The organism is Taurinivorans muris, assembly GCF_025232395.1.
In the GTDB taxonomy this organism is placed as follows: Bacteria; Desulfobacterota; Desulfovibrionia; order Desulfovibrionales; family Desulfovibrionaceae; genus Taurinivorans; species Taurinivorans muris.
The window spans coordinates 1561584-1581895 of record NZ_CP065938.1; the positions used below are offsets into that span (position 1 = coordinate 1561584).

The 20312-nt window shown below is 46.7% G+C and carries 16 protein-coding genes and 2 tRNA genes; 10 read left to right on the top strand and 8 right to left on the bottom strand.

Translation table 11 applies throughout. The features are described 5' to 3' along the window. Positions 1-82: 82 nt before the first annotated feature. The 9 genes from JBF11_RS07350 (at position 83) to JBF11_RS07390 (ending at position 8472) form a co-directional block, all read left to right on the top strand. Positions 83-1612 (top strand): 2-isopropylmalate synthase, encoded by a 1530-nt coding sequence (locus tag JBF11_RS07350; protein ID WP_334314835.1) that lies wholly within the window; start codon positions 83-85, stop codon positions 1610-1612. 63 nt (positions 1613-1675) lie between these two features. Then, positions 1676-2935: a 3-isopropylmalate dehydratase large subunit gene (gene leuC / locus JBF11_RS07355; protein WP_334314836.1), complete on the top strand. Its 1260-nt coding sequence runs from the start codon at positions 1676-1678 to the stop codon at positions 2933-2935. A gap of 14 nt (positions 2936-2949) precedes the next feature. Beyond that, positions 2950-3438 carry a 3-isopropylmalate dehydratase small subunit gene (locus JBF11_RS07360; protein WP_334314837.1) on the top strand — a complete coding sequence of 163 codons (489 nt, stop codon included), beginning with the start codon at positions 2950-2952 and terminating at the stop codon, positions 3436-3438. A gap of 104 nt (positions 3439-3542) precedes the next feature. Further along, a complete protein-coding gene (locus tag JBF11_RS07365; protein ID WP_334314838.1) occupies positions 3543-5822 on the top strand; it encodes a methyl-accepting chemotaxis protein in 2280 nt (759 codons plus the stop codon). A 479-nt stretch (positions 5823-6301) separates the two neighbouring features. Beyond that, positions 6302-7204 carry a DMT family transporter gene (locus JBF11_RS07370; RefSeq protein ID WP_334314839.1) on the top strand — a complete coding sequence of 301 codons (903 nt, stop codon included), beginning with the start codon at positions 6302-6304 and terminating at the stop codon, positions 7202-7204. A 102-nt stretch (positions 7205-7306) separates the two neighbouring features. Next, positions 7307-7768 (top strand): peptidoglycan-associated lipoprotein Pal, encoded by a 462-nt coding sequence (gene pal, locus JBF11_RS07375; protein ID WP_334314840.1) that lies wholly within the window; start codon positions 7307-7309, stop codon positions 7766-7768. Between the two features lie 18 nt (positions 7769-7786). Next, positions 7787-7863 (top strand) — tRNA-Pro (locus JBF11_RS07380). 222 nt (positions 7864-8085) lie between these two features. Then, positions 8086-8162 (top strand) — tRNA-Pro (locus JBF11_RS07385). Between the two features lie 61 nt (positions 8163-8223). Continuing rightward, positions 8224-8472 (top strand): hypothetical protein, encoded by a 249-nt coding sequence (locus JBF11_RS07390; RefSeq protein WP_334314841.1) that lies wholly within the window; start codon positions 8224-8226, stop codon positions 8470-8472. Positions 8473-8615: 143 nt separating this feature from the next. Here JBF11_RS07390 and JBF11_RS07395 read toward each other — a convergent pair whose 3' ends face one another. The 5 genes from JBF11_RS07395 to JBF11_RS07415 all read right to left on the bottom strand — a co-directional run bounded on the left by JBF11_RS07395 (position 8616) and on the right by JBF11_RS07415 (position 16009). Then, positions 8616-9377 (bottom strand): DpnI domain-containing protein, encoded by a 762-nt coding sequence (locus JBF11_RS07395; protein WP_334314842.1) that lies wholly within the window; start codon positions 9375-9377, stop codon positions 8616-8618. 257 nt (positions 9378-9634) lie between these two features. After that, positions 9635-10987, bottom strand: a complete 1353-nt coding sequence (locus JBF11_RS07400; RefSeq protein ID WP_334314843.1) for a dihydroorotase — start codon at positions 10985-10987, stop codon at positions 9635-9637. 3 nt (positions 10988-10990) lie between these two features. Beyond that, positions 10991-11956 (bottom strand): aspartate carbamoyltransferase catalytic subunit, encoded by a 966-nt coding sequence (locus tag JBF11_RS07405; RefSeq protein WP_334314844.1) that lies wholly within the window; start codon positions 11954-11956, stop codon positions 10991-10993. Positions 11957-12059: 103 nt separating this feature from the next. Next, positions 12060-14006, bottom strand: coding sequence for an acyltransferase family protein (locus JBF11_RS07410; RefSeq protein WP_334314845.1), 1947 nt, complete (start codon positions 14004-14006; stop codon positions 12060-12062). Between the two features lie 8 nt (positions 14007-14014). Further along, on the bottom strand, positions 14015-16009 hold the full coding sequence (locus JBF11_RS07415) for an acyltransferase family protein (protein WP_334314846.1): 1995 nt from the start codon (positions 16007-16009) through the stop codon (positions 14015-14017). A gap of 276 nt (positions 16010-16285) precedes the next feature. Between JBF11_RS07415 and lpxC the strand changes: the two genes are divergently transcribed. After that, complete coding sequence (gene lpxC, locus JBF11_RS07420) at positions 16286-17194, top strand: UDP-3-O-acyl-N-acetylglucosamine deacetylase (protein ID WP_334314847.1); 909 nt, start codon at positions 16286-16288, stop codon at positions 17192-17194. A 339-nt stretch (positions 17195-17533) separates the two neighbouring features. Here the strand turns inward: lpxC and JBF11_RS07425 are convergent, their stop codons facing one another. The 3 genes from JBF11_RS07425 to JBF11_RS07435 are packed head-to-tail and all read right to left on the bottom strand — an operon-like array spanning position 17534 to position 20310. Beyond that, positions 17534-18643: a YIP1 family protein gene (locus JBF11_RS07425; protein ID WP_334314848.1), complete on the bottom strand. Its 1110-nt coding sequence runs from the start codon at positions 18641-18643 to the stop codon at positions 17534-17536. 14 nt (positions 18644-18657) lie between these two features. Beyond that, complete coding sequence (rfaD, locus tag JBF11_RS07430) at positions 18658-19632, bottom strand: ADP-glyceromanno-heptose 6-epimerase (RefSeq protein ID WP_334314849.1); 975 nt, start codon at positions 19630-19632, stop codon at positions 18658-18660. 9 nt (positions 19633-19641) lie between these two features. Further along, positions 19642-20310, bottom strand: coding sequence for a YkgJ family cysteine cluster protein (locus JBF11_RS07435; RefSeq protein ID WP_334314850.1), 669 nt, complete (start codon positions 20308-20310; stop codon positions 19642-19644). Positions 20311-20312 lie beyond the last annotated feature (2 nt).

Genomic DNA, 20312 nt, shown 5'->3' on the forward strand with positions numbered 1-20312 from the left:
TAAATACAATATATTACATAAGTCGCCTGTCAAATATTTTTTGGCAGGCTTTTTTAAAAACAACAGCCTGACTGGAGGAGCTATGAATAACAGAGTTTACATTTTTGACACGACGCTTCGCGACGGAGAGCAAAGCCCCGGAGCGACCATGAACCTGCAGGAAAAACTGCGCCTTGCGGAACAGCTTGAAAAACTCGGAGTTGACTGCATTGAAGCGGGTTTTCCAGCCTCAAGCCAAGGAGATTTTGAAGCTGTCAAAGCCATTGCGGAAAAAGTGAAAAACTGCCAGGTGGCAGGGCTTGCCCGCTGTATGGAAAAAGATATCGAACGCACATGGGAAGCGATCAAAAACGCCAATTACCCCCGTATCCACACGTTTTTGGCGACTTCTCCCATTCACATGCAATACAAGCTCCGCAAAGAGCCCGAAGAAGTGTTGGCTATGATTGAAAAGGGAGTGAAATTCGCAAGAAGCCTTTGTCCGGTGGTGGAATTTTCAGCCGAAGACGCCTCCCGCTCCGACAAGGATTTTTTGGTGAAAGCCGCCGCAACCGCAATCAATGCCGGGGCGACCGTCATCAATTTGCCCGATACCGTAGGCTATGCGATTCCAAGCGATTACGCGGAACTCATCGGCTACGTGATTAAAAATTGCCCGGTATCGGACAAGGCGGTTTTCAGCGTGCATTGCCATGACGATTTAGGGTTGAGCGTTTCCAATACCTTGGCTGCCATCGGGGCGGGCGCAAGACAGGCGGAAGTCACTCTTTGCGGTATCGGGGAACGGGCGGGCAACACGTCCTTGGAAGAAGTCGTCATGGCGCTCAATGTGCGCAGGGATTTGTTCCATTTGGAAACCGGCATTGTCAAAGAACAGCTTTTCCCATCCTGCCGCCTGCTCTCCATGATCATAGGCAAGCCTATCCCCGCCAACAAAGCCATTATCGGGGGCAATGCGTTCGCCCACGAATCAGGCATACACCAAGACGGCATGCTCAAAAACCGTGAAACCTATGAAATCATGACTCCGCAAAGTATCGGGCGGATAAGTTCCGACATTGTGATAGGCAAGCATTCAGGACGCAATGCGGTGCGCAGCAAATTGGAAAGTCTGAACATCACCGATTTGACGGAAGAACAGTTCGAACAAATTTTCAATGCCATAAAAGCTCTTGCGGACAAGAAGAAAACCATTCATGACGAAGACATCGAATCCCTTGTCGTCGGCGAAGTCTACCGCATGCCCGACAGTTTCAAACTGCTTTCCGTTTCCGTGCACAGTTCTACGGATATTTTGCCCGCTACCGCCGCCATTTCTCTGGAAGTCAAAGGCGAGATAAAATGCAGGGCGGGGCTCGGGGTCGGTCCTATCGATGCCGTGTTCAATGTCATTGCGGATATTCTGGAAAGAAGCCCCGAAGTGGAACGCTATGCCGTCAATGCCGTAACCGGCGGAACGGACGCCCAGGGCGAAGTGACCGTCACCCTTGCCGAAAACGGCATAACCGTTACGGGACGCGCCTCCCACCACGACATCATCACCTCCAGCGCCAAGGCTTACGTTGACGCGATGAACCGCATAGTCCGCAAAGAAAAGGACGAAAATTACTAGTTGCAAGATTTTGAAAAATCAATAAGATATATACGTTATTCCGAGCTGTAAAAGGAGATTAGAATGGCTCATACCCTTGCTCAAAAAATACTGCAGATGCATGCGGACGAAGAAATCCGTGAAGCAGGCCAAATTGTACGTTGTAAAGTGGATTTCGTTCTTGCCAATGACATCACGGCGCCGCTGGCGATCAAATCATTCAGGCAAATGGGCGCGAAAGATGTTTTTGACAAGGATAAAATCGCTCTTGTCATGGACCATTTCACTCCTCAAAAAGATATTGATTCCGCAAACCAAGTCAAAGGAACACGCGAATTTGCACGTGCTTACGGTATCACCCACTATTACGAAGGCGGCGAAGCGGGGGTCGAACACGCCCTTTTGCCTGAACAAGGACTTGTGAAACCGGCAGACATCGTCATCGGTGCCGACAGCCATACCTGCACATACGGCGGACTCGGAGCGTTTGCCACGGGCATGGGCAGCACGGACATCGCCGGAGCCATGGCGCTTGGCGAAACATGGTTTAAAGTCCCTCCGACCGTTCGCGTCACCTTTAACGGCACCCTGCCTGAATATGTGGGCGGAAAAGATTTGATTTTGACCACTATCGGAAAAATCGGCGTTGACGGCGCGTTATACAAAGCCTTGGAGTTTGACGGCACAGCCATTGAAAGCCTTTCTGTCGAAGGCCGCCTTACCATGGCGAACATGGCGATTGAAGCAGGCGGAAAAGCCGGGCTTTTCGCTTCCGACGACAAAACGCTTGAATACTGCAAAGCGCATAAAAATCCGAACCCTGTGCGTATCGGCGCGGATAAGGGCGCCAGCTACGAACGGGAGCTTGTTTTCGATGTGAACGGCATGGAACCTGTGGTCGCCTGCCCGCATTTGCCCGAAAACGTGAAGCCCGTTTCCGAAGTGGGCGAATTGCCTTTGAACCAGGTTGTTATCGGTTCATGCACAAACGGGCGCATCAGCGATATGCGCGAGGCGGCAGCCATTCTTAAAGGCAGAAAAGTAGCCAAAGATGTCCGCTGCATCATTTTGCCGGCAACGCCGACAATTTGGAAACAAGCCATGAAAGAAGGACTTCTTGAAATCTTCATGGACGCAGGCTGCATTGTCGGACCCGCCACCTGCGGTCCCTGCCTTGGCGGACATATGGGAATTTTGGCGGACGGCGAACGCTCCCTTGCGACGACAAACCGCAATTTCAAAGGACGTATGGGAAGTTTGCAGTCCGAAGTTTATCTTTCTAATCCTGCTGTCGCAGCCGCAAGTGCGGTTCTTGGCGTCATCGGCAGTCCAAAAGCATTATAAGAAGCGAGGAAACAATGAAATATCAAGGAAAATCCCATAAAGTGGGTGATCATATAGATACCGACGCTATCATTCCCGCACGGTTTTTAGTGACGACCGATGCCAAAAAACTCGGGGAAAACTGCATGGAAGGCTTGGAGCCCGATTGGATAAAACGCGTGAGCCAGGGCGACATCATGGTCGCGGGACGCAATTTCGGGTGCGGCTCCTCGCGTGAACACGCTCCCGTCGCCATTGTCGGAGCCGGCATGCCCATAGTCATCGCTCACAGTTTTGCGCGCATTTTTTACCGCAACAGTTTCAATATGGGCTTGCTGCTGCTTGAAATAGGCGACGAAGTGGAAAAAATCGGCGACGGCGACAACCTGGAAGTGGATACTGACGCGGGGCTTATCCGCAATTTGACGACCGGCGTTGAAATTCCTTTCCCCCCCCTTCCGCCTTCGATGCAGGACCTGCTGCGGCGCGGCGGGTTAATTCCTTACGTGCAAAGCAGACTGTAAAAAATAGAAAAAATAGGGATAATTTCCCTATTTTTTTTGTTTTCACCCTATCTTTTAATGGCTGCTTACCGATTAGGGTAGTTAACATATTTTTTGGAGGCTGTATGAGGCTATCAGTTAAATTATCCCTTGTTTTTAGCGCTATTATTTTGCTTTTAATAGTGCTTGCAGGTATTTCATGGTATAAGATCAATGACATGCAACGCATGAAATACCTTATTACGGAAACAGAAGATGCGGCGTCACAAACGGCGCTTGCCAAGGAAGTCGCCATTCTTGCCGTTTCCAATGATGACCCCAGTTATTTTAAACTAATCAAAGAACACATTACCAATGCGAGCAGCCATGCCGCCAATGTCCGCAAATTCGCCAAAGCGGAATCAACTGTCAATGCCGTTACAGCCTATGAAAAAGAAATCAGCCAGCTCATTGTTTCAGTCGATACCATGATCGGTGATTTCAACGCACTTTCAGAACATACCAAAATTATCAACAATGATTTTGAAAATATTGAACAACAAATCACAGCAATCGTCAAAGAAGAACAATCCCGCCTTATCCGCGGCGGAGCAGCCAATTTGGTCGCCATTCAAGCCATCCATACCAACATGCTTGAAATCGAAGCCCATTTGGAAGCGTATTTGCGTATTTCCACGCAAGAGAATTTGAACGAATTTCTTGAGCACATGGAGGAATTGGACGGATTTGCCGCCATGTACAGCGACAGAAGCGAAAAATTCAGCGGCGTATGCGGTAATATTTTAAAGTATGTGGACGATTTGCAGCAATTCATCGAATTTGCTCGAGCATTCCAAGCTTCCGTCACCAACGAATCGGAACAATTGGACGAACTTGGCAGGCTCGCCCAAAATCTTTCCCAAGCCGTACGCCAACAATACGACAATGTTAAAAACAGCGCCGTGACCACTCTGTACATAACCGCTCTCTTAGCTGTTTTGCTTGGCATTGTGCTTACCATTTATATCAGCAAGTCCGTTGCGAAACAGCTTGGCGCAGACCCCGGCGAACTGGTAAATCTCGCGGACAGAGTCATTGCCGGCGATTATGAAGTTGATGACGGCAGCAAGCATATCGGGGTATTCAACAATATTATCCTCATGGTTAATAAAATGAAAGAAACCCTTGAATTTTCACAAGAAATTCTTGCAAGCCTGCCGACACCCACCGCTGTTTTCGGTTCGGACAACAAGCTTAAATATGCCAACACCCAAATGCTCAGTCTGACTGAAAACCAAAAGCCTTTGGCTGACTGCATAGGCATGACTTCCGGCGAATTTTTCTACCGCAATTCCGGCAGGGAAACGCAAATTTCACTCGCCATCAACTCAAGGGAAGCGAAAAGCCTTTTGGCAGCCGAATACACCCCGCTGAAAGATAAGACCTATTATGTGGACGTTGCGACAGAACTTATCAAAGATAAGGAAAGCAACATCACGGATGTGATCACCGTATGGATAGATGTGACCAACCAAACATTGGCAGCCCAGCAAATTGAACAAGCCCACCATAATATGCAGGATGTTGCGAAAGAATTGGAACAGGTCGCCGCTATCGCTTCCTCCGCTTCCGAACAGCTTTCCACTCAAATAGAACTTTCCGAAAACGGCGCCCAAGACCAAGCGGACCGTGTCGCCACAACCGCCACCGCGCTTGAAGAAATGAACGCAACCGTTCTTGAAATCGCCAGAAACGCAGGCTCCACCGCAGACAGTGCCGCAACAGTCCGCTCCGAAGCGCAAGCCGGTTCGGAATCAATGCAGGAATGCGTGAAAGCAATGCAGGACGTGCGCGGCGAATCCCTGAAACTCCAAACGGAAATGGGTATTCTTTCCGAACATGCGCAAGCTATCAATGAGATTATGAACGTGATCTCCGATATTGCCGACCAGACAAACTTGCTTGCTCTGAACGCCGCCATCGAAGCCGCACGGGCAGGTGAAGCCGGACGGGGATTTGCGGTTGTTGCCGACGAAGTAAGAAACCTTGCCGAAAAAACCATGGCAAGCACCACGGATGTGGGCAATGCTATCGCTTCCATTCAGAAATCAACCATTGACAATACCCATCTTGTGGCGAACGCCGTAGAAAAGATTGAAAAAGTCACCGAAATGGTAAGTGACGCCGGCGAAGCGCTCCTTGGCATTGTAAAGCTTGCCGACACAACCGCCGACCAAGTGCACGCCATTGCCACCGCTTCGGAAGAACAATCCGCAACCAGTGAAGAAATCACCCAATCCGTTGACAGTATCAACAGCATTGCGAAAGAAAACGCCCAAAATATGGCTGAAGCAAAGCAAGCTGTCAATGAAGTGGTAACGCAGTCACACGTTCTTTCCAATCTCATTATCAAATTGCAAGGCTGATCATAAATAAAACAATCGATAAAAAGGCATTAGCGATAATGCCTTTTTATTTTTTAAAAACAAAAAAATATAGACAAAACCTATACCGAGCTTGTTTTATTATCTAATTTTATCAATATGTTATTGTAATATTAAGCCGTATTGAAAGGGGGCAGGGGGAAGGTTTTCGGAAAAGTTTCCCCCTGAAAGTTTAATTTTCATATATGTAATTCCTGATGTGATAAGGAAATGCTCCCGCCGCATTGCATACTTCGCCTCTTTCCCGTCGCTCATATCGTTTTCTCATTTCGCCCGCTTTCAACAATCCGCCGCAAAAACCGCCCCCCAATGCCGAAAGCATTTGAATGCCGTTTTGCGTTCAATACGGCAAGAACAAAAGAATTAAAAATCACTTCTTGCAATAAAGCATGCTTTTCCGCTTGCAAAATTTTTTAAATCTTCTAAATTGAAGATACTGTCACTTTTAATTAGGAAACGTTATGAACAATGCAACGGCAGTTAAATCCCAAGCGGATCAGAGCAAAAAAGACGGCTCACTGCTTGTTTTTCTCGGAGCTTTATGTTTCAGCGGTTCCGGAACCATACAAGCCTTGGCGCCAGACGAAGCGACCCCTTTCATTGTCGGGGCGCTGCGGCTTTTGGTCGCGGGGATGTTCCTTATCGCATGGTGTTACGGCAAAAGACTTTTTCAACCTTTAAAAGCCGATTATTTTAAATTGTTTCTTTCCGCCTCGGCTTTGGCAGGTTTCCAGATCACGTTTTTCCTCGGCGTGCAAAAAGCCGGCGTTGCGGCGGGAACTGTCGTCACCATTGGCACAACGCCCATAATGGCGGCTGTTTTCGGTCTGCTTTTTTATGGGGAAATTCCGTCGAAAAACTGGTATGTCAGCACCGCCATGGCTATTTTCGGGCTTGTCCTGCTCAACCTCAACGGGACTGAAACGTTCAGCGTGACCGCATTGCTCTTCCCGCTGTCCGCAGGCACGATTTACGCTTTTTACCTTTCCCAGTCAAAAGATTTGGTGCGGGAAAACAGCCCTGAGCTGGTGATGACCTATCTTTTCCTCATAGCCTCATGCCTGCTTATTCCCATATGGGTTTTCTTTCCCTGCGCATGGATTTTGAGCGTACGCGGCATTACCGTCGCCCTGGGGCTCGGCATTCTGGCAACCGCCCTCGCTTACTGCCTTGTCATGGCGGGTCTGAAAAACTGCGACACCGCCAAAGCCGCAACCCTCAGCCTCGGCGAACCTCTCGGCGCAGCCGTTTTGGGTTTTGCCGTTTTGCACGAAGCCCTCAATCTTTGGGGTTTAATCGGAATAGCGGCGATATTCGCAAGCGTTCTTATCCTTGTTTATCAGCCGGGAAAGAAAAATATTTAATTTTTGCACATTTTTCTTGACAGGGTAAAAAATAATCGATAAGTATTTCGCATAACATTTTAGACCTAATGGACATTGTTCTGTTGGTTTTGAGGAGATAATATGAAGAGTATCAAAATTCTTGCGCTCTTGTTTATGGTAGTTTTTGCTACTGCATGTTCTAAAACTGCACCTGTTGAACCAACCGGACAACAAGATTTGGCAGCTATCGATGTAGCAGCACAGCAAATCACAGACGGTATCATTTATTTTGATTTTGACAAATACGACATCAAAGACGAATACCGCGAAGTTCTCAACCAAAAAGCAGCGATTATGCGTCAATTCCCAAGCATCCGCGTTAGAATCGAAGGTCACACCGACGAACGCGGAACACAAGAATACAACCTGGCTCTCGGGGAACGCCGCGCTAAGGCTGCATACGAATATCTCGTTCTCTTGGGTGTGAATCCCAACCAATTGGAAATCATCAGCTACGGCAAAGAAAAACCTGTTGTTGACGGTTCCAACGAACAAGCATGGTCCGCTAACCGCCGTGACAACTTCCGCGTTATCGCACGCTAACGGCTAAAATAAAAATTTCGGGACGTAGCGCAGCTTGGTAGCGCATCTGATTTGGGATCAGAGGGTCGCTAGTTCGAATCTAGTCGTCCCGACCATTTGAGAAGGGAAGTCATACGGCTTCCTTTTTGATTTACCTTTTTTCATGTTCGCAAATTTTCGGAACGAACACCAAGATATAATAAGCAATTGACATATGACCTTCTTTCTTCTTCCATAAGAAACACCTGCCTGCTTTTATGTCATTGTAATTGCTGAACAAACATACTCTGCTTATTACCGGATTACGTTTGGTTATCCAAGCAGGTAAATAAAAATTTCGGGACGTAGCGCAGTCTGGCAGCGCGTCTGCTTCGGGAGCAGAAGGTCGCTGGTTCAAATCCAGTCGTCCCGACCATCTCAAAAAGGAAGTCAAACGACTTCCTTTTTCTGTTTAATCCGCTGTCAAGCAATCAGGTATGGGAACCTTCGATTTACCATTCCCCCGTATTGAAAATCATTGCCTGCTTTTCACCACATTCTTCGGCACACGCTTACCTCGTACACTTCCCCTTGCTGTTCGCCAAAGCTTTTGGCATGCCTATTCAAAGATAATGCCAACAAGTTACATGACAGAGTTACCCAATAAAAAACACTTGTTCCTATCGGATAATGCACAAAACGTTTTCATGATCAGCATCCATGCGTTTAAACATAGTGCCGTATAAGTGAATTTAAGAATGATAAAGTCCGATTTTCCTCCGTCAATCAATCCGCTTGAGCATGATTAACGCAAAAAAACAGATAAAAACAAAGAAAGGAAACAGCAAAATGCGCTTTGGAGGGCTCAAAAGTTCACGCCGTTAAAGCATTAAAAGACTTTTTCGTATACGCCATTGCCTAAGAATTTTACAAAGCCCCTGTCCCGCAAAAATTGCAGCTGCTGCCGTATTTTTGCTTTGATATTCTTATTCTGCGGAAATTTTTTAAATAACACAGCCTCAAATTGATAAACGTCGTTTAATCGAAATACGGCATTCAATCCGGTTATGCATTTTAAAACTTCAAAAAACCACCCTCTTGCGGCAATATCGTCAACATCAAACAAACGGACATGCTCCGCCCGACTAAGAACCTCATGTTTCGGAACAATCTTCCCATCGGAAACAACCGCGATTCTGCCTTGCTCCGGAATTTCCGAAAATAAGATATTACAGCCTATCCAGCCCGCTCTCCTGGCGTTTTGCGTCAGCGCATTCCTTTTTTCAATAATTTCAGGGCTGAAAAAATGCTTTGGAACAAAAGTAAAATTCACAACGGTCAAAGGAGAATCAGCATATTGCATAAAGAAAAAATCAGGATTATTGTTTGCACATATTCTTTCAATCATTTTCCCATAAGCACCGTCAGGAATTTTATTTTTAAATGCCTTACCGCTGCTTTTTAATTCATATTCGCTCAAACACTTTGAACATTTATAATCAGAAACCGGGCTATTGTTTTTTTGCTTTTCAAGGTGAGCATTTCCGCAACGCGGGCAATACATATTTTTTTCAACCCAATTTTCACTCATAACCCGCGCTTGTTGTGAATTGGACGAATAACGGCTGTCAGAAAACAAAAACAAATCCATCGGTACTCCGTAATGATAACATCATAATCAAAAACACAGGCGGCGTGATACAAATAAAAATTTCCTGTCCTGTCGTGCCCTTTCCATATTCTCTTGCCATTTCAACACACCAGAAACACAGCTTTAGAGAGCTGGAAAAAACCACCTGCTGAACAGGTGGTTTAATTCGATAACCTCATAATTTTCCGCGGCAACACAAAGCCGTATTCATTCCGGCTACGGCACCATATGCCATAAAACAGTCTTCGTATCCGACCTTACAGCACTTTTTTACCGCCGAGGTAAGCGGCACAGACACGTCCCCGCAGTTTTCGTCCCAAGAAAGGCGTATTGGCTGATTTTGAATAGAAACTTTCCTTATCCGCCGTCCATTCAATTTCCGGGTCAAAAAAGAAAAAGTCCGCAACATCGCCTTTTTCAAAACCATTGTAAGGCAATTTAAAGCGCTTCGCAGGATTTACTGTATAGGTTCTGACAATATCCTCCTGCGTCAAAACGCCCTCGCACACGAGCTGCCAAAGCAAAGTCAGGGCGGTATCCAGTCCGCTGATGCCATTGGGCACCATATCAAGGGGGTTCTCCTTTTCATGTTCGGCATGGGGGGCGTGGTCCGTTATCATGCAGTCGATAACTCCGCTCTTCACAGCTTCGCGCATGGCGAGCACATCGTCCCAAGTCCGCAGGGGAGGATTGACTTTCGCATTGGTATTGTAATTATCAACGGCATTTTCATCAAGAATGAGATAATGGGGGCATGTTTCAGCCGTAACGTCAACGCCTCGCTCCTTCGCGCGTCTTATGAGCTCCACGCTTTTACGGCAGGAAACATGGGCGATATGCACGGGCAAATTCAAATATTCGGCAAGCATGATATCACGCCCGACCTGCAAAGCCTCGCCTATGTCAGGCTGTCCTTTCACGCCCAGTTTCGCGGATAAATTTCCCTCATTCATATGCGCTCCGCGGGCAAGATAGGGATCTTCGCAATGGTCGATGAAAAGCATGCCGAGATCGCTTGCGTACTCCATAACGCGCCGGACTATTTCCGTATCGCATAGGGGCACGCCGTCATTGGAAACGGCGGTGCAGCCCGCTTCCGCCATTTCTCCGAGGGGGGCCAGCGCTTCCCCTTTCAGTCCGAGGGTGGCAGCAGCGACTGGGTGCAAAAACGGTCCGAACGGGTGCGTATTCCGGGCTTTTTCAAGCATATACCGTGTTATTCCCGCGTTATCATTTACCGGGCTCGTGTTAGCCATGCAGAACACATGCGAATAACCGCCATGCAAAGCCGCCTCCAAGCCCGTATCGATATCTTCTTTCCATTCCATTCCGGGATCGCGGAAATGCACATGCACATCGATAAGGCTGGGGAAAAGGATTTTTCCCGCCATATCGCAAACGGAACAATTTTCCGGCGGGCTCATGTTTTCCGCAAGGGCGAGGACACGCCCCCCCTTTTTGCCGTAATTCTCACCATAATTTCGATACGTGCCGCAAAAGCCGTCCTTTTCATCGAAAACAAAACCGTGTTGCGCATTTTCTTCTGCATTTTCCGTCACAAGCAAATCAACGGTCTTGCCTAAATAAAGGGCATTTTTAAATAAAATCATTTCCTATTCCCCCACCTGCGGATTAAGCGTCATATCATCATTCCTTGTGCCGTAAAGATATAAAACAGCCATACGGGTAGCGACCCCGGCGGAAACCTGGTTCAGCACCAAACTATCGGCACAGTCGGCGATTTCGGAAGAAATTTCAAGCCCTCTGTTCATAGGTCCCGGGTGCAGGATTTTCGCATTGGGCTTTGCCTCCGACAAGTGCCTGCGCGTCAGACAATACCGGCGCGAATAATCCCCCAAATCAGGCAAAAGCCCCGCCGCCTGCCGTTCCAGCTGCAAACGCAGGCACATCACGGCGTCGGCTCCCTGCACAGCCTTGTTTAAATCGGAATAGATCTCAACGGGAAAATTGTCCAGATAGCGGGGCAAAAGCGTTTTAGGCGAGCAAATGCGCACATTGATACCGAAACGCGTCATCCAATGTATATTGGAACGGGCGACGCGGCTGTGATTGATATCCCCCAAAATAAGGAGGGTTTTGCCTGCAAATTCGCCATTCCACGCTTCACGCAGGGAAAAAGCGTCCAAAAGCGCCTGTGTCGGGTGGGCATGCCAGCCGTCCCCGGCGTTGACCACGCTGCAATTCAGGCGTTCAGCCAAAAACTGGGCGGCACCGGAACTGGAATCCCTGATGACAATGATATCGGGGTGCATGGCCTGCAAGGTAAGGGCTGTATCTTTCAGGCTTTCGCCTTTCTGCACGCTGGACCCGCTTTTTCCAAGCGCGAACGTGTCGGCTGACAAACGTTTCGCAGCCGTATCAAAAGAAAGTTTGGTGCGCGTGCTCGGTTCGGAAAAAAAGAGGGTGACCGTTTTCCCTTTCAAGGTGGGAACTTTCTTCACCGCTCTCAAATTCACTTCCTGAAAACGTTTTGCATTATCCAGTATGAACAGAATTTCTTCATCGGATAAATAGGTTACGTCCAACAAATCCTTATGCCGCCATTTTTGAATAGCCATATCAACCCCGCGGTTCTGCAAATCAATATGAAAAGGCTACTGTATTGCAGCCTTTTAGTAAAGAAAAAATTTTCCGTTTTTTTACGTGCCGTTTTCAGAAAAATCATTCCTGCAGCGAAGCGAAAATCGGTTCAAACAAAGGAGTCAGCAAAAGCGCCCCCTCTTCGCTGAAATGGTCGTCATCCCAATAAAGAGCCGTTTTCCCGCGCACAACGTCATAAGCGGTTTTTTGAGGATTTAACAAATAAGGCGTCGGGTCCAAAAAATAAACATGCGGAAATTCCCCTGTCAATTTCTTTAAAAGCGCCGTTATTTCTTTTGTCCTTTCCTGATACGCCGCAGCAGATTCGCCTAAAATACCATTAATCCTGTCCGTACTCAAACCGAATAATCCGGAAAGCTTGTTGGCGGAAGCGGGAACATAGCCGGCAGCCTGAGGCGCCGGACCGACCAGATAAATGGTTTCCACCCCGTTTTTCCGCAGGAGCGATATGGTTTCTTTCAAACCGAAATATAAAACTTCCAAGGGATCTTCACTTTCAAAATCAAGGGATTTCAGGCTGAACCTAGCCACGGAATTTTTTCTCGGAATATCCACTCCGTTGATATAATAATCATACCGGTATGCGATAACGGCAGTATCAAAACGTGTTGTTTCCGTTTTTTCCCTGAACTTGTCGAAACTTTTCCCTATGTTTTTCCTGTCCGCGATACTTCCGTCAAACGTATACGTACGATACGGCATGATATTGACATTCGTTGAAGAAACACGGTATTTTTCCCCCAGCTCCCGCATGAGCGGTCTTAAATGCCCGGAATGGCTGTCACCGATAAGCAATATCGAATGCGCGGAATTATCCGCCTCGTATTCGGCTGGAAGTTCACGTTTGGTATACGCGAACCCGTCATCAAAGGACAGAGTGAATTTCAAATTGTTGATAAATAACAATATCAAAGCAAAAGAGCAGACAACGCCGAACCAAAGCACGCCGTGTTTTTTGAAAATCGGCTTTTGGCGTACGGGTTTTTCGATAAAACGCCAGGAAAAAACGGAAACCAAAAATATTACGGCAAGTAAAACACAGCCGCCCGCGAAATCAATATCCCTTCTGTAAAGCCAATTCTGATAATAAACCAAAACCGGCCAATGCCATAAATACAGGGAATAAGAAATAACCCCGATAAAAACAAGGACTTTGTTCTTTGTAAGCGTGTCCGCAAAAACAGACTGCAAACGCGTTCCGCCCGCGATATACAAAACAGCACCGAGGCAGGGGAACAATGCATAAAATCCCGGATACACCACATCGGCATAACCGATAATCGTCCCGAACATGAGCACTATCCCAAGGAAAAAACAAAACAGTTTATGTTTTTGCTCTTTCGGAGTCCAGCCGGTATAGGCGAGCAGGCTTCCGCACAAAAGCTCCCATGCCCTTGCGGGAAGCATGTAAAAGGTGAATTTCTGATCATAAAAAACAAAAACCGCGGAAAAAATAAAACTCAGCAAAAAAAGCGCAGACAAGACATGAACGATTTTTATTCCGCTTATTTTTTTAATATATATATATATATTAAGGATAAACAAGAGCAAAGGGAAAACAAAATAAAACTGTTCCTCGACACCCAGGGACCATGTGTGCAAAAGGGGCAATGTTTCCGCCGCGGGGTCGAAATAATTGGTATGCAAATAAAAATAAATATTGGGAACAGTCAGCAAAACACGCTTGGCGGAACTGAAAACTTCCCGCCTTTCCAAAATATTGACCGAAGTGACCCATTCAAAAAGCACGATGCAAAAAACCATTGCAAACAAAGCCGGAAAAATTCTGCGTACGCGGTTTTCATAAAATTCCAAAAAACTGAACGTGCCGTCCGCAAGTTTCCGTTTGATAATGCCCGTAATCAAATAACCGGAAATCACAAAAAATATGCTGACGCCGACAAATCCGCCGCGGAAAAAGGGAATATGGGCATGATAAAAAATGACAGCCAAAACGGCTATCGCCCTCAGTACGTCTATATCCGATCTGTATTCTTTCGCCTGCATGGTTTCTCCTATCCGCCCTGTTTTTCATTTTCCGCTTTTTGCTTTGCAATCCGGGCAAAAACAGGTTCATATGCTTCCATATGCAGCATTGCTCCCTCATGGCTTAAATGATCGTCATCATAATAAAAGAGCTTTTCCTCATCCATAACCGCAAACTGCCGGGTATCCGCATTCAGATAGTAAGGGCTGATGTCCACAAATTCAATCTGCGGATACTCTTCCCGCAGTATCGCGAAAGCCTCAAAAACATCCTCATTGCGCTGCCGGTATTCTGTTAATTTCTCGCCTAATTTTTCATTGATCTGCGATACGGAGTACTCAAAAAACAGTGTTAACATCGTTGCTTTATTGGGAACCATGTCTTTGGGTTCCGGCACGGGATATTGAACATAAATATGCTTTATTCCGTAACTGACAGCCTCATCGAGCATATCCCGCATGCTTTGCAAAAAAGCCTCTTGAGGAGTGAGCTTCTTATCAGGAATGTAATAAATCGGAAATGCTTCATCCTGCGAATAATACCGTTCTTTGCCGTCGATTTTTTGCGAATAACGAAAAACAATGAAAAGATTTTCGCAGGAATATCGTTCAAACAATTCCGTCAGCCTGTTCCATTCCATTCTGACGATTTTTCCCCTCTTATAATTATACTTGGAAATAAAGGTGTTTTTCATTAATCTTTGATTACTGGTAATGCCTGTCAGCCGGTATTGTTCCGCCATTTTTTGAAATACGCTTTCTTCGGAAAACCTATGGCTATCCCCAATCAAAATGAAATCTACGGGGATTTTCCCTTTTACAGCCGCCTGCTTGGGAAAAGCTGTAAAACCTTGCGATCTGGAGTAATTGAACACATCATAAAGTCTTCCGTAACGCATATACGTTGCCATGGTAAAAATGCCTGCGGCGCAAACAAGCGTGACAATCCACAATATTTTTCTGTTTTTAAACAAAGGAAGCTGGCGGACCGGTCTTTCCACGAAGCGCCATGACAAATACGAAATGAAAATGGTAAGAACAATCAATCCCCCTGCAGCAGGCAAGGTGATTTCCTTATAAAAAGGAAACGTGGAATAAAACACCAAAACGGGCCAATGCCACAAATACAGGGAATAGGAAATAACCCCGATAAAAACAAGGGCTTTATTATTGGTTACCGCATGAATGATATTGGCACGGTTGGAAAAAGCGTACGAGGTTCCGCCCGCGATGTACAAAACAGCCCCAAGGCAGGGAGGCAAAGCCCAAAAACCGGGAAAAAGAACATTTCCGGACAGGACGATAGAGGCGAACATTATGCCGAGCCCTGATAAAATGCAAAAACTTTTTCCTTTTTGCGTTGCAGGCGTCCAAGCTGTATATGCCAGGATACTTCCGCATAAAAGCTCCCACGCCCTTGCGGGAAGCATGTAAAAGGTGAATTTCTGATTATAAAAAACAAAAACCGCGGAAAAAATAAAACTCAGCAAAAAAAGCGCAAATAAAATATGAACGATTTTTATTCCGCTTGGTTTTTTAATATATATATATATATTAAGGATAAACAAAAGCAGAGGAAAAACAAAGTAAAACTGTTCCTCGACCCCCAGGGACCATGTATGCAAAAGAGGCATGGTTTCCGCCGCGGGGTCGAAATAATCCGTATTGGCATAAAAGAAAAAATTCGCCAAACCGAAAAGCGCACGGCGGACGGAACGCTGCAAACCTAAAATTTCGGGCATACTCAAAAAATAATACAATAATCCCCAAAACACCATCAATACAGCCAAAGCCGGAAAAATTCTGCGCACGCGGTTTTCGTAAAATTCCAAAAAACTGAACGTGCCGTCCGCAAGTTTCCGTTTGATAATGCCCGTAATCAGATAACCGGAAATCACAAAAAATATGCTGACGCCGACAAATCCGCCGCGGAAAAAGGGAATATGGGCATGATAAAAAATGACAGCCAAAACGGCTATCGCCCTCAGTACGTCTATATCCGCCCTGTATTCTTTCGCTTGCATACGTTCTCCAACATTATCGCCTGTGCCGATAAAGTATAGCATATACCCCTAAAAGTAAACCGCAAAATCAAGAAGTTTTCTAGACTTTTTTGTGTGTTAAAATCGCCACACTTTTACAGCGGAAAAGGCATTGTGGCAAAAAAAACACAATGCGGCGATCTGCCAATTTTCCTCTAATATACTGATAACTATGACATAATACAAACATATCTTTATGGTATGAAACTTGCAAAATATAGTTACACAAATGAGTAATTCCAGACAAAAGGATTTCATATGCTTCAACAAACATTAATGCACGCAATCAATTACACAGGTATCGGGCTTCATTCCGGAAAAGACGTGGAAATGAAACTCCTTCCTGCGAAAATTGACGCCGGCATTAGTTTCCATATACATACCAAAAAAGATGTTTCCGTAATCAAAGCAGACCCCTTCGCGGTCACAACCACGGAACTCGCCACAAGCCTCGGCAATGAAAAAGTCCATGTTTCCACGGTGGAACATTTGCTTGCCGCTCTTTTCGCCCTTGGCATAGACAATGCGGAATGCCACGTTTACGGAAAGGAAATCCCCATTATGGACGGTTCCGCCCTGCCTATCACAAACCTTATCAAAAAAGCCGGCATACGCTCCCAATACGCTTTGCGCAAAGTTGCGAAAATCACCCGTCCTTTTCTTTTCGAGGCGAACGGAAAAACAATCAACGCCCGCCCTTACGACGGTTTTTATGTCGACTACACCATTGATTTTCCCCATAAAGCAATCGGCGTGCAGCGCTTAGCCCTTGAAATCACCCCTGAAACCTTCGACGAAGTCGCGTCCGCCAGAACATTCGGCTTTATGAAAGAAGTGGAATACCTGCACAGCAAAAATCTGGCTTTGGGCGGTTCCCTCGCCAACGCCATCGTTATCGGCGACGAAGGCATTGTCAACCCCGAAGGACTGCGTTTTGCCGATGAATTTGTCCGCCATAAGATACTGGACTTTATCGGCGATATGGCGATGTTCGGCATGCCTTTGCAGGGCGCTTTCGAGGTGCGCTGCTCCGGACATCAGCATAACAACGCCTTTTTACGGGAAATGTATACCCATAAGGACCAATATCTCCGTTTTGAAGAACTTATTCCGGAACAGCGAAAAGCGGATATTCCCTACTTGGGTTTAGGCACGGCAATGGCATAAGCCTTTCATGGCTGACCTTGCCCCCTCCAAAGAAACAGCCCCCAAAATCCCCTATAAGACCGGCAAACCCCGCCGATAACGGCTCTATGCTTAACATCATGGACGCGGAAGCAAAGTTTTTTTTATCGGGCGATATGTTTCTTCTGCGCACACCAAGACGAAAAACAAAAAAACGGTTGAGCTGTCCGCTTGGCAATGCCGCGCGTCAAGTTCAGCCGTCTTATCTTTCCTGATAAAAAACCGCTTCGTTCCGATTTGGGAATGTTTCTGTTTCCTGAAAAAGTAAAGAGCAACGATTGGCTGCGAAGTGTTTTTCCTCTTCCCCAAAAAAACAGAAAGCTACGATTGAATGGCGGAAATAATCGCAAGGGTCTGATTGAAAGCGATAAAAAGCCACAAAATGAAAATCGGAGCGAGGGCTAAAAACGTTCTTTGCCATGTCAGACGCAAAGCGTACTTCACCCCGATAAAGATATTGTAAATAAACCACACAAGACCGACAACGCCGCCGATATACGGCACTATGCTCAAAATCATGGGAGCTGAGGCATAGGCGATAATGCGCAATGTCAGCGGAAAATCCGCCTTTTCCGGATTTGTGATGCGGATGGCGAGATAAATGAAAGCCGTATAGACAAGCAGCTGCAATATCATGATGAAAGGCGTGCTGATAATGAGCATGGGCAGGCTTTGCCCTGAAATCAGATTTTCCATGAGAGCCTGTTTTTGCGGGTCCATGTCGGCGGTTTTAATGATTTCCAGCACGTTAGGAGAAAGGAAATACGCCACAAGAGCCTGAAACACCCCGATAAGGGCGTAGAAACTTGCGGGACGCAAGGAAGAAACACGGCTGTGAATGGTGGAAAAAAACTCCCTGCCCCTGAACATGACCCGTGAAACGGTTTGCACCAAAGCCCCTAAAATTCCATACCGTTCCGGATGTTCCCAAGGCACATCGTCCGTCATCATCACATATTGCTGGGTCCGTTTTTTCGCCGCCTGCTCATAAGCCTGAAACTGCGGTTCCTGCAAAGGGTTTTCCGAATTTTTAAGCTTATGGGGCATGTCCTCTTCCGTAAGCGGAACCGGATCTTCGCCGTTTGCACCGTTTGTAACGGAAGAGGCGGGCTTTGCCGGAGCGGCGCCTGAAGCCGCGGTCACATCTTCCGCTTCATTCGCCATGTTTTCCTGATTGGGATTTTGCGTTTCATTATCCGCAGGCGAACCCGCCGGAGCGGCATTTAACGTTTCCTGCGCATTTCCGGCTTCCGTGCGGTTCACGCCCTGTTCGCTTTCAAGGCAAATATCGGAAAGAAACGCTCCTGTTTCCGGGTCGCGGAAGCGGAATTTGTTTTGACACTTGGGACAAGTGGCAAGCGTTGCGGACTCCGGAATTTGTTTTTCATCCACATGACGTTTGAAATGACATTCGGGACAAGAGATAAGCATATCGCCCTCATACGTTATAGAGCTGACAAATAGGGATTGTCAGTTAAAAGGTATTGCTGAACATAATCCTTCACCCCCTCTTCCAAAGAGGTGAAAGCATAAGGGTAACGGTAAGCGGAAAGCCAGCCCATATCAGCCTGGGTGAAATATTGGTACTTGCCGCGCAATTGTTCGGGCATGGGAACATATTTTACCCGCAAGGGTTTTTCCATTGCGGCGAAAACCGCGTTGGCGAGGCTGTTCCATGTGCGCGCCTGCCCTGTGCCCACGTTAAAAATTCCGCCGTGCCGATTTTCCAAAAACCAAAGAATCACGTTTGCGCAGTCTTTGATATAGACGAAATCGCGCTGCTGCCCGCCGTGCGGATACTGCGGATTGTCAGAACTGAACAGCTGCAGGTATCCTTTTTCATTGATGGCTTCAAAGGCTTTGCACGCAACGCTCCGCATATTGTCCTTATGGTATTCGTTAGGACCGTAAACATTGAAAAATTTCAAATTGGCGACATTGTCAAGGCAATTGTTTTTGATACACCATAAATCGAACAAGTGCTTGGAATACCCGTACATATTGAGAGGTCTGAGTTTTTTGACCGTTTCCAAATCAGTGGAAAAGCCGAGCTCGCCGCCGCCATAGGTTGCGGCGCTGCTGGCATTGACCATATGCACGCCGCACCTTCGGGCGAAAAGAAAAACTTCGCGCGTGTAATGGAAATTGTTGCGCATAAGGAAGTCCGCATCTTTTTCGGTGGTTGAGGAACAAGCCCCCATATGCACGATGCCCTGCACGTTCTTTATCTCGTCAGCCTTGATTTTTTGCAAAAATTCGTCCCGGTGCATATAATCGGCATATCTGAGACAGACGAGATTTTTCCATTTTTCGCTGCTTGCCAAATTATCAACAATTAAAATATCTTCGACGCCCTTTCGGTTCAAAGCCCAAACAGCGGCGCTGCCGATCATTCCCGCTCCACCTGTCACTATATACATAACAACTTCCTAATCCGGCATTTTTACAATATTGAAACCGTTTTCAACCGGTCTTGCCTCAAGCTTGAACATGATCATGGTTTGCAGCAAAGGACGCCCGAAAAGAAAAGGTAAAGCCTCTTCCGGCGCGGCTTTTTTCTCCACGACCAGCTCACGGAAAGAACGATCGAATTCAACTTTTTCAAGAAATTTTTGTCTTGCATCGCTGTCTTCGTCAATTTTCAATGCCCATGGTCCGAGCTCTTCATATCCCACGGCCTCTTCATGGGTTTTGATAAGCTCCGTCCAATATCCCGGAGCATTGATAATCTCGCAGATTTTTTCCCGCTCAAGGCGCGGTTCGTTGCTGAGCTGCATAAGGGCTTCCGGTTCTTTGCAGTAAAAAGCCCGGCATTCGGCGGGGTGTTTGCCATGCAAAAAACAGCGGTTGTTACTTGTCAAAAAACGGCAGGTCCAATCATCGGGACGGGCGTTTTTTGCGGGCGCAAGCTTCACAAGTTCGGCAGGCAAAGGCACAAGCCTGTTTTTCATGTCATCCCGCACGAGTTCACCCGCCCGAATGGTTACGACATCCTGAATCTGCAAAATATTTTCTTCAAACAAATAAGCGTCTTTCGTATGCAGGGCTGGTCCGCCCTTTCTGCAGCACGCGCCGCAATTCACACAGCTACTACTCATGG

What these genes read in the sequence shown, in the direction of transcription:
- JBF11_RS07350 (WP_334314835.1), top strand. Translation starts at nt 83, where the DNA reads ATGAATAACAGAGTTTACATTTTTGACACGACGCTTCGCGACGGAGAG.
- leuC (WP_334314836.1), top strand. Translation starts at nt 1,676, where the DNA reads ATGGCTCATACCCTTGCTCAAAAAATACTGCAGATGCATGCGGACGAA.
- JBF11_RS07360 (WP_334314837.1), top strand. Translation starts at nt 2,950, where the DNA reads ATGAAATATCAAGGAAAATCCCATAAAGTGGGTGATCATATAGATACC.
- JBF11_RS07365 (WP_334314838.1), top strand. Translation starts at nt 3,543, where the DNA reads ATGAGGCTATCAGTTAAATTATCCCTTGTTTTTAGCGCTATTATTTTG.
- JBF11_RS07370 (WP_334314839.1), top strand. Translation starts at nt 6,302, where the DNA reads ATGAACAATGCAACGGCAGTTAAATCCCAAGCGGATCAGAGCAAAAAA.
- pal (WP_334314840.1), top strand. Translation starts at nt 7,307, where the DNA reads ATGAAGAGTATCAAAATTCTTGCGCTCTTGTTTATGGTAGTTTTTGCT.
- JBF11_RS07390 (WP_334314841.1), top strand. Translation starts at nt 8,224, where the DNA reads ATGGGAACCTTCGATTTACCATTCCCCCGTATTGAAAATCATTGCCTG.
- JBF11_RS07395 (WP_334314842.1), bottom strand. Translation starts at nt 9,377, where the DNA reads ATGGATTTGTTTTTGTTTTCTGACAGCCGTTATTCGTCCAATTCACAA.
- JBF11_RS07400 (WP_334314843.1), bottom strand. Translation starts at nt 10,987, where the DNA reads ATGATTTTATTTAAAAATGCCCTTTATTTAGGCAAGACCGTTGATTTG.
- JBF11_RS07405 (WP_334314844.1), bottom strand. Translation starts at nt 11,956, where the DNA reads ATGGCTATTCAAAAATGGCGGCATAAGGATTTGTTGGACGTAACCTAT.
- JBF11_RS07410 (WP_334314845.1), bottom strand. Translation starts at nt 14,006, where the DNA reads ATGCAGGCGAAAGAATACAGATCGGATATAGACGTACTGAGGGCGATA.
- JBF11_RS07415 (WP_334314846.1), bottom strand. Translation starts at nt 16,009, where the DNA reads ATGCAAGCGAAAGAATACAGGGCGGATATAGACGTACTGAGGGCGATA.
- lpxC (WP_334314847.1), top strand. Translation starts at nt 16,286, where the DNA reads ATGCTTCAACAAACATTAATGCACGCAATCAATTACACAGGTATCGGG.
- JBF11_RS07425 (WP_334314848.1), bottom strand. Translation starts at nt 18,643, where the DNA reads ATGCTTATCTCTTGTCCCGAATGTCATTTCAAACGTCATGTGGATGAA.
- rfaD (WP_334314849.1), bottom strand. Translation starts at nt 19,632, where the DNA reads ATGTATATAGTGACAGGTGGAGCGGGAATGATCGGCAGCGCCGCTGTT.
- JBF11_RS07435 (WP_334314850.1), bottom strand. Translation starts at nt 20,310, where the DNA reads ATGAGTAGTAGCTGTGTGAATTGCGGCGCGTGCTGCAGAAAGGGCGGA.